Consider the following 8,482-nt stretch of genomic DNA (forward strand, 5'->3'; position numbering starts at 1 on the left):
TCATATTTGAGGAATTCGTCAGTTTTGCTTGACTGAGGATAGCAGCGCATGTGACGATTTCGTCAGACTGACGAGTGAAAGTAGGCAGCTGATGACCACGACCGTCCTCCGCACTGCGGATGCCTGGTACGTCCAGACCGACACCGGGGCCGTGAAGATCGAGACCACCGCGACCACCACCGGGGAACTACTCCGCGACCGGCCCGCCGTCGACGCGGCCGCCATCGGAACCAACGGCGTGCCCGTCGAAACCCTCGCCCTTGTCTCTCCGGTGACGGCACCGTGCCGCGTCGTGGCTCAGATGACGAACTTCGTTTCCCACGTCAAGGACTCCGGCATGGATCCGGCGACCATTCCATTGACGTTCTTCCGCAAGGCATCCGGCTCGATCAACGGGCCCACCGACGACATCGTCAAGCCTGCGCACGTCCGATTCATGGACTACGAGGTCGAGATTGGCCTGGTCTTCGGCACGGAGATGCCCGTGGGCACCACGCTCACCGAGTCGAACCTCGCCGACTACGTCGCGGGCCTCGTCGTCACCAACGACGTCTCCGCCCGCGACGTCCAGCTCCCGAAAACCCAGTTCTACGAAGCCAAGTCGTATCCGACGTTTACCCCCGTCGGCCCCGTCCTGGTGTTGCTCGACGCCGGCGAGCTGATGCGCTTCGGCGACCTACGGCTCCAACTGAGCGTCAACGGCGAGGTGCGGCAGAACTCGGTCGTCGCCGACGACATGATCTACCGGCCGCTGCGCGCACTGCAGGAACTCACCCGCTTCCAGCGGATGGACGCCGGCGATCTGCTGCTCACCGGCACCCCGGTCGGCACCGCACTGAGCGCACCCCCCAAGCCGATCGAGATCATCGGCCACCTGCTGCCCCCAGCGATGAAGTGGAAGACGTTCTTCAACAGTCAATCCAAGAACCCCAAGTACCTGAAGGCGGGCGACGTCGTCGAAGCCAGTGTCGCCACCGACGACAAGGCGATCGATCTGGGCACCCAGCGCGCGGTGGTCCGATACGCATGACCGCCGAGGACGTCCCGCGCGTGCCCGTGGTCGTCATCGGCGCCGGTCCCACCGGTGTCACGGTCGCCACCCTGCTGGCCAAGTATGGCGTCGACTGCCTCGTCCTCGACCGGTGGGCGCAGGTGTACTCGCAGCCGCGCGCGGTGCACCTCGACGACGAGGTCTTCCGCATTCTCGCCCGGTTGGGCATCGCCGACGAGTTCGCCGCAATCTCCCGTCCCGCCCTCGGACTACGGCTGCTCGACGCAGACATGAACACCCTTGCCGAGTTCACCCGCGATACCGGCCTGAGCCGCAACGGCTTTCCGCAGGCCAACATGTTCGACCAACCCGACCTCGAAGCGCTGCTGCGGACCAACCTGAAGCGGTATCCGCGCGCCGAGTTGCGCGGTGGCGTCGAGGTAACGGACGTCGCAACCGACGGTGGCGGACGCGTCCGCGTCACCTATGCCGACCGGACCGGTGGGGGCGAACACACCGTCGAAGCCGACTACGTACTGGGCTGCGACGGCGCCAACAGCATTGGCCGCGCCCGAATCGGTTCCAGCATGACCGATCTCGGGTTCGACCAGCGCTGGCTGGTGGTCGACGTAGCCACCTCGGCGGACCTCGACCAATGGGAGGGCGTCCATCAAGTGTGTGACCCGGTCCGTGCTGGCACGTACATGCGGATCGGCGAGACCCGTTACCGATGGGAGTTCCGCCTCCTCGACGGCGAGACCGCCGCCGACTTCAGCACCCTTGACACGCTCGGCCCGCTGATCGCGCCATGGGTCGCCAACGTCCGAGCCGATGACCTGGAGCTGGTGCGCGTTGCCGAATACACGTTCCGGGCTCAGCTCGCCGACCGCTGGCGTCGGGGCCGGATCTTTTTGCTTGGCGACGCCGCTCATCTCACCCCACCCTTCATCGGACAGGGCATGGGGGCCGGGGTGCGCGACGCCGCGAACCTGGCCTGGAAGCTGGCAGGGGTCCTCGACGGGTCGCTGCCTGCCGACGTCCTGGACACCTACGAGCAGGAGCGAAAGCCGCACGCCCACCACATGATCCGACTCGCCCTTGGGGTTGGACGTTCGATGACGGCCGGCGGTGAGCTCGGCAGCCTGGTCCGTAGATTCGTGGTGCCGCTGCTACACCGACTGCCCGGTTTGAGCGCCAAGGTCCTCGACGGCAAGACGCCTGCGCTACGCCGGACGGCCCTCATCCGCAAGTCACGGACCCCAAGGGGGCTGGCCGGCGGGCTGTGCCCGAATTCGATCGTGGCGGGCGCCGCCCGGCTCGACGACGAGCTCGGTGACGGGTTCGCAGTGGTCGCGACCTCCGTGCCCGGTCCCGTTCAGAGAACCCTGATCGAGCAGCGCGGCGCCGTCCTCCACGTCGCGGGCCCCGACACCGAGTTGGCACATTGGCTGCGGCATGGCCGGGCCACCGCCGCGATCATCCGGCCCGATCGGACCGTGATGCAGGCGGGCAAGGACCTCGGAGCGCTGTGTACCGCCCTACCCACCTCCAGAATCAGGACGAGCCGATGAGGAAGTCGCCCGGCGGCGTACCGGTCTATCGCCATGACGTCTATGCCACGGCGGCAATCGTCGACCCGTATCCGCACTACACCCGGATGCGTGCACTCGGGTCCGTGGTCTGGCTGCCCAAGCAGCGCATCTACGCCCTTCCGCGATTCGCGGAGTGCAAGGCAGTTCTGCGCGACGACGGGACGTTCATTTCCGGCAAGGGCGTCGCGCTCAATCCCCTGATCAACCGGCTCTCGCGGGGCACCACCCTCAACAGTGACGGCACCGACCACGACAAGCGTCGCAAACTGGTCGCGCATCGGATGCTGCCACGGGCGCTCCGCGCGATCAGCGACGACGTCGACGCGCAGGCCGCGGCAGTCGTCGACGCCGCGCTCGGCAAGGGCGCGGTCGACGGTGTCGCCGACGTCGCGATGGCCTTGCCCATGGCGGTGGTTCCCGACCTCGTCGGCTGGCCCCGCGATCAGCGCGACAATCTATTGCCATGGGGCGGAGCCACCTTCGACGTCCTCGGGCCGCTCAACAGGCACGCAGTGAGAGCGCTGCCCGGCGCATTGCAGATGTTGCGCTTCGCCCGCCACGTCGTGCGCAAGCGCGCCATGATCGAGGGCAGCCTTGGCCACGACGTCCTGCTCGCCGCCGACGCGGGCAAACTGTCGCACGCCGACTGCTCTCCGCTGATGGTCGACTACATCGCCCCGTCGCTGGACACCACCATCAGCGCCATCTCCAACGCGCTGTACCTGTTCGCCGCACATCCCGAGCAGTGGCAGCTTCTCCGCGACGATCCCGCCCTGATCCCCAACGCGATCAACGAGGTCATCCGCTACGAATCACCACTTCGAGCGTTCTCCCGAAAAGCGCTTCACCACACTGAGATCGATGGCACCGCCATCCCGGCGGGCGCCAGGGTGCTCGTCGTCTACGCCTCGGCCAACCGCGACGAACGCGAATGGGACGCCCCCGAGACGTTCGACATCCGCCGGGATGCCACGCGCCAGCTCGGCTTCGGGCAGGGCACGCATGCCTGCGCGGGCCAGGGTCTGGCCAGACTCGAGACGACCGCCATGCTGCGCGCTCTCGCCGCGAGGGTGGAGCGCATCGAGTTGACCGCGCCGCCAACGTGGGCCATCAACAACATCATTCGGCGCCACGAGCACCTCCCGATCAAGCTGGTCGGTAGCTAGTCCCCTCCGCCACGTGGACCGGTGCTCGCCACCGGTCGCGAGGGGAGTAGAAAGCAAGCATGTTGCGAACCGTCTACGACGACGACCACGAGGCCTACCGCAAGACGATCAGGGAGTTCATCGAGTCCGAGGTCGTCCCGGTGTACGACGAGTGGTACCAGGCCGGGATGGTGCCCCGCGAGTTCTACAACAAGCTCGGCGAACTGGGTGTCTTCGGGATCGAGGTCGCCGAAGAGTACGGCGGCGCAGGCATCGAGTCGTACAAGTTCCAGGCGGTACTGTCCGAGGAGACCAGTCGCGCGGCGGTCGCCCTCGGCGCCTCCGGCGCACACGTCACTCTGTGTCTGCCCTACCTCCAGGCCTACGCCACGGACGAGCAGAAGCAACGCTGGCTGCCCGGTTTCGTGTCTGGCGAGATCATGTTCGCCATCGCCATGACAGAACCCGGAACGGGTTCGGATCTGGCAGGCATGCGCACGACCGCCAAGCTCACCGACGACGGCAAGCACTACGTGCTCAACGGCTCCAAGACGTTCATCACCGGTGGCGTGCTGGCCGACCGAATGATCGTGGCCGCCCGCACCGCTCCGGCCCGCGAAGACGACCGCCGCTACGGCCTGTCGCTGCTGGTCGTCGACACGTCGCTGCCGGGATACTCGGTGGGCCGCAAGCTCGACAAGCTCGGGTTGAAGGTGTCCGACACCGCTGAACTGAGCTTCACCGACGTCATGGTGCCCGTCGAAGATCTGCTCGGCGAGGAGAACCGCGGGTTCTCCTACCTGGGCAACAACCTCCCGCGGGAACGGCTCGGGATCGCAGTCAACGCCTACGCGCAAGCCAAGGCGGCCGTGCAGTTCGCCAAGAAGTACACCCAGGACCGCACGGTCTTCGGCCAGCCCGTCGCCAGCTTTCAGAACACCAAGTTCGAACTGGCCGCCTGCCAAGCCGAGGTCGACGCCAGCGAAGCGGTGATCGACCGCGCACTCGAAGCCATCGACAAGGACGAGTTGACCGCCGCGGACGCCGCGTCGGCCAAGCTGTTCTGCACCGAGGTCGCCTCCCGCGTCATCGACCGCTGCCTGCAACTGCACGGCGGCTACGGCTACATCACCGAGTACCCGGTGGCCCGGCTGTTCGCCGATAGCCGGGTCAACCGCATCTACGGTGGCACCAGCGAAGTGATGAAGCTGATCATCGCCAAGAACATGGGGCTCTGACGTGAACCTGCTGGACATGTTCCGTCTCGACGGCAAGGTCGTCGTGGTCACCGGGGCGTCGTCCGGCCTGGGGGTGGCCTTCGCGCAGGCGTGCGCACAGGCTGGCGCGGACGTGGTGCTCGCCGCCCGGCGCATCGAGAAGCTAAGCGACACAGCCGAGTTGGTGACGTCGGCGGGGCGGCGCGCGTTGACCGTACAGACCGACGTCACCGACCCCGACCAGTGCCAGGCGATGGTCCAGCGGGCCATGGACGAGTTCGGTCACGTCGACGTCCTGGTGAACAACGCGGGCGTCGGGACGGCCGTGCCCGCGACACACGAGACGCCCGACGAGTTCCGTGCCGTCGTCGACATCAACCTGCACGGCTCGTACTGGGCGGCTCAGGCGTGCGCGCGGGTCATGGGACCCGGCAGTTCGATCGTCAACGTCTCGAGCATCCTCGGCCTGACCACGGCCGGCCTACCGCAGGCCGCCTACAGCGCGAGCAAGGCCGCCATCGTGGGACTAACCCGAGACCTGGCCCAGCAGTGGGGTTCTCGCAAGGGCATCCGCGTCAACGCCATCGCCCCGGGATTCTTCAAGTCGGAGATGACCGATCAGTACAAGCCGGGCTACCTCGAATCGTTGAGCTCCCGCTTCGTCCTGCCGCGGATGGGCGATCCCGCGGAACTCGCCGCGACGTTGGTCTGGCTGGCCTCACCCGCTGCGGGTTATGTCACCGGCCAAACCATCGCCGTCGACGGCGGCGTGACGATCACGTAGAGCCCGCCCCCACGCCCGCCGTCAGTTCTCGAACCGGTCGCGGATGCAGTCCAGGTTGGTCTGCATGTTCTGCCGCCACTCGGCGAGCCGTCCCGCGACGATCCGGCCCTCTTTGTCCGGCTTGGCGGTGATCGCATACGTCAACCCCGACGGCCCTGGCCCCATCCTGGCCCACTGCCGGATCAGGACGCCGTCGCTGGTCGGTTCGATCTCGAAGGCCCATGTCGCCGACGGCCCCTCGGAACCCATGACGTTCCACACCCAGCGGCGCTCGTCGACGACTTCGACGACCTCACACTCGGTCTGCCACGAGCCCATCGCGGCGTGCTCGTTGCAACCTCGAAAACGGGCGCCCACCTCGACACCGTCCGCATCGCCGAGCCATTCCGCGCTCTGCAGCTCCGACGAGCAGCGGGCGGGCAGCCCGATGTCGGTGACCAGTTTCCAGGCGGTGGAGGCATCGCACTTGACCCGCTGCGTCACTTCCACCGTCGGCTGATCGCTGTAGCGCATGCAGCGCAGCCTGCCATAGTGCAATGGACGAATCGGCTGAAACGAACCCGGGAGTGAAAGTGTTGGTCGGAGCCCTCATCGAACCGCGCGCACCCGGTGCGGCGGAGTTCGCCGCTGCCGCGGAGAGCATCGGCGTCGCGTCACTGTGGGTGCCCGAAGTGTGGGGGTACGACGCGCTCACCGGCCTTGCATTCATCGCCGCCAAGACCACTCGCATTGGACTGGGAACCTTTGTGGTGCAACTGGGTTCCCGCAGTCCGGCCCTCCTGGCGACGTCAGCCCTTAGCCTGCAGGAACTATCCGGGGGTCGCTTCACGTTGGGCATCGGCACGTCAGGCCCCGGGGTGATGGAGGGCTGGCACGGGGTCAGGTTCCGTCGTCCCGTGCAGACCACGCGCGAAACGATCGAGATCATCCGGACCATCAGCCGCGGGGACCGCCTCGAGCACGCCGGCGAGATCTATCCACTTCCCCTGCCGGACAGCGACGGCAGCGTTCTGCGCCCGTTGGTGCGCCCGGACCACGTTCCCGTCTACGTCGCTGCGATGGGCCCGCAGAACCTGCGCCTGACCGGCGAGGTAGCCGACGGCTGGCTCGGCAACGCGTTCATCCCGGAAGCCGCCGACGTGTTCCTCGGCCCGCTTCGCGAAGGCGCCGAACGCGCCGGCCGCACGCTGGCGGACCTCGACCTCGTCGCCCCGGTCGCGGTGGAGTTCACCGACAGCCGGACCGAGGGCGAGGCTGCCGCCCGCAGGCACGCAGATGGGTACGCGTTCACGATCGGTGCGATGGGGGCTCGCGGAGGGCAGGAGCGCAGCGACCCGGGAAGCTATTCCGGAGGGCAGGAGCGCAGCGACCCGGGAAGTTATTCAGGCAAGAACTTCTACAGCGACGCCTTCAGTCGGCTCGGCTACCAGGCCGAGGTCCAGACGGTCGCCCAGCTCTGGCAGGCCGGCCTGCGCGACGAGGCTCGCCGGGCGGTCCCGATCGACCTTGGCCGACTCACCAACATGCTCGGCACCGACGACGCGATCGCCGAGCGGGTCGCCAGGCACCGGGAAGTCGGCATCACCACGCTGCTGGCCAAGCTCGACGGGGACTACGGCGCACAGTTGACGGCGCTGGAGCGGCTCGTCGCCATCGTCGCCGACCAGTGACGGCGCCTGAGCGCAAGGGTGGTGCGCCCGTCGGCCCGGCGCTGCTGGTCGTTGGCGCCGCCACCTCGCAGGAAGTCGGTGCAGCGTTCGCCGTCGGGTTGTTCGGCGCGCTCGGCGCGGGCGGTGCGACCTTCGCCAGGTTCGCCTTCGCCGGCGTCGTGCTCTGCGTCGCCGTCCGTCCGAGGATTCGTCGGCTCACCCGGGGCGCCTGGGGTGCCGCGGCCGCCCTGGCGGTAGCGCTGGCAGTCATGAATCTTTGTTTCTACGAAGCCATCTCGCGGATTCCGCTGGGCATCGCGGTGACCATCGAAGCGCTCGGTCCGCTGACGCTGTCCGTCGCCCTTAGCCGACGGAGGACCGCCTGGCTGTGGGCACTTCTCGCGTTCGCGGGGATAGCCGTGCTCGGCGCAGCACCGAAGCAGATGGGTCACCTCGACTGGGCGGGTGTTGCCTTCGCCGCGGCCGCCGGGCTGAGTTGGGCCTGCTACATCGTGGCGACTTCCCATGCTGCGCAGGTATTTCCGAAGCTTGACGCCCTGGCGATCGCCACCGCCATCGGGGCGCTGCTACTGGCACCGTTGGCCGCCGTCACCGTCGACGGCACCACGGCGTTGCACTGGCACGTCGCGGCCTTGGCGATCGCCGTCGGCCTGATGAGTTCGGTGATTCCGTACTCGTTGGAGCTGTGGTCGTTGCGCACCCTGCCCCCGGCGACCTTCGCGGTGTTGACCTGCCTGTCCCCCGTCGTCGCCGTGCTCGCCGGGTGGGCGGTCCTCGGTCAACGCCTGACGGTGATCGACTGTCTGGCGATCGTGTTGGTCACCGTCGCCAGCGCAGGCGCCGTCCGCTCGGCGGGCTACGCCGCGGCGACACCGCCTGCCTGAAGCTCCCGAAGCGCCGTCCGCAGCCCACGTCGCTTACCCGTCGCCGGGTCGATGCCGAAGCTCTCCCGCACGCCGTCTCGGATGCGGAACTTCAACTCCGAGTTGGTTTCCGGCGCGTTGTCGGGCGTGCCCTTGAGGAACCTGTTGGGCAGCGCCAGTTTTGCGATGGTCCAGAACGACTGAGAGTACTGGCGCAGGA

At 67.6% G+C, this 8,482-nt stretch carries 8 protein-coding genes and 1 pseudogene; 7 read left to right on the forward strand and 2 right to left on the reverse strand.

Annotation, left to right across the window (positions count from 1 at the left end; translation table 11 throughout):
• Positions 1-91: 91 nt before the first annotated feature.
• The 5 genes from QOD90_RS30765 to QOD90_RS30785 are packed head-to-tail and all read left to right on the forward strand — an operon-like array spanning position 92 to position 5,729.
• Positions 92-1,030, forward strand: coding sequence for a fumarylacetoacetate hydrolase family protein (locus tag QOD90_RS30765; RefSeq protein WP_526356264.1), 939 nt, complete (start codon positions 92-94; stop codon positions 1,028-1,030).
• Positions 1,027-2,562 carry an FAD-dependent oxidoreductase gene (locus QOD90_RS30770; RefSeq protein ID WP_526356266.1) on the forward strand — a complete coding sequence of 512 codons (1,536 nt, stop codon included), beginning with the start codon at positions 1,027-1,029 and terminating at the stop codon, positions 2,560-2,562. Before QOD90_RS30765 ends, QOD90_RS30770 begins: the two co-directional genes overlap by 4 nt.
• On the forward strand, positions 2,559-3,749 hold the full coding sequence (locus QOD90_RS30775) for a cytochrome P450 (protein WP_526356268.1): 1,191 nt from the start codon (positions 2,559-2,561) through the stop codon (positions 3,747-3,749). The genes QOD90_RS30770 and QOD90_RS30775 overlap by 4 nt, the downstream gene beginning before the upstream one ends.
• Before the next feature lie 59 nt (positions 3,750-3,808).
• Complete coding sequence (locus tag QOD90_RS30780; protein WP_526356270.1) at positions 3,809-4,966, forward strand: acyl-CoA dehydrogenase family protein; 1,158 nt, start codon at positions 3,809-3,811, stop codon at positions 4,964-4,966.
• Between the two features lies 1 nt (position 4,967).
• Positions 4,968-5,729, forward strand: a complete 762-nt coding sequence (locus QOD90_RS30785; RefSeq protein ID WP_526356272.1) for an SDR family NAD(P)-dependent oxidoreductase — start codon at positions 4,968-4,970, stop codon at positions 5,727-5,729.
• 21 nt (positions 5,730-5,750) lie between these two features.
• Here the strand turns inward: QOD90_RS30785 and QOD90_RS30790 are convergent, their stop codons facing one another.
• A complete protein-coding gene (locus QOD90_RS30790; RefSeq protein WP_526356274.1) occupies positions 5,751-6,242 on the reverse strand; it encodes an SRPBCC family protein in 492 nt (163 codons plus the stop codon).
• 23 nt (positions 6,243-6,265) lie between these two features.
• Between QOD90_RS30790 and QOD90_RS30795 the strand changes: the two genes are divergently transcribed.
• A complete protein-coding gene (locus QOD90_RS30795; RefSeq protein WP_526356276.1) occupies positions 6,266-7,399 on the forward strand; it encodes an LLM class flavin-dependent oxidoreductase in 1,134 nt (377 codons plus the stop codon).
• Positions 7,396-8,283, forward strand: a complete 888-nt coding sequence (locus QOD90_RS30800; RefSeq protein ID WP_526356278.1) for an EamA family transporter — start codon at positions 7,396-7,398, stop codon at positions 8,281-8,283. Before QOD90_RS30795 ends, QOD90_RS30800 begins: the two co-directional genes overlap by 4 nt.
• On the opposite strand, the pseudogene QOD90_RS30805 reads toward QOD90_RS30800, so the two are convergent.
• Positions 8,256-8,482, reverse strand: a pseudogene (locus QOD90_RS30805) (acyl-CoA desaturase); the annotation flags it as partial. The gene QOD90_RS30800 and the pseudogene QOD90_RS30805 overlap by 28 nt on opposite strands.

Origin of the sequence: Mycobacterium sp. (genome assembly GCF_032161845.1) — a bacterium.
In the GTDB taxonomy this organism is placed as follows: Bacteria; Actinomycetota; Actinomycetes; order Mycobacteriales; family Mycobacteriaceae; genus Mycobacterium.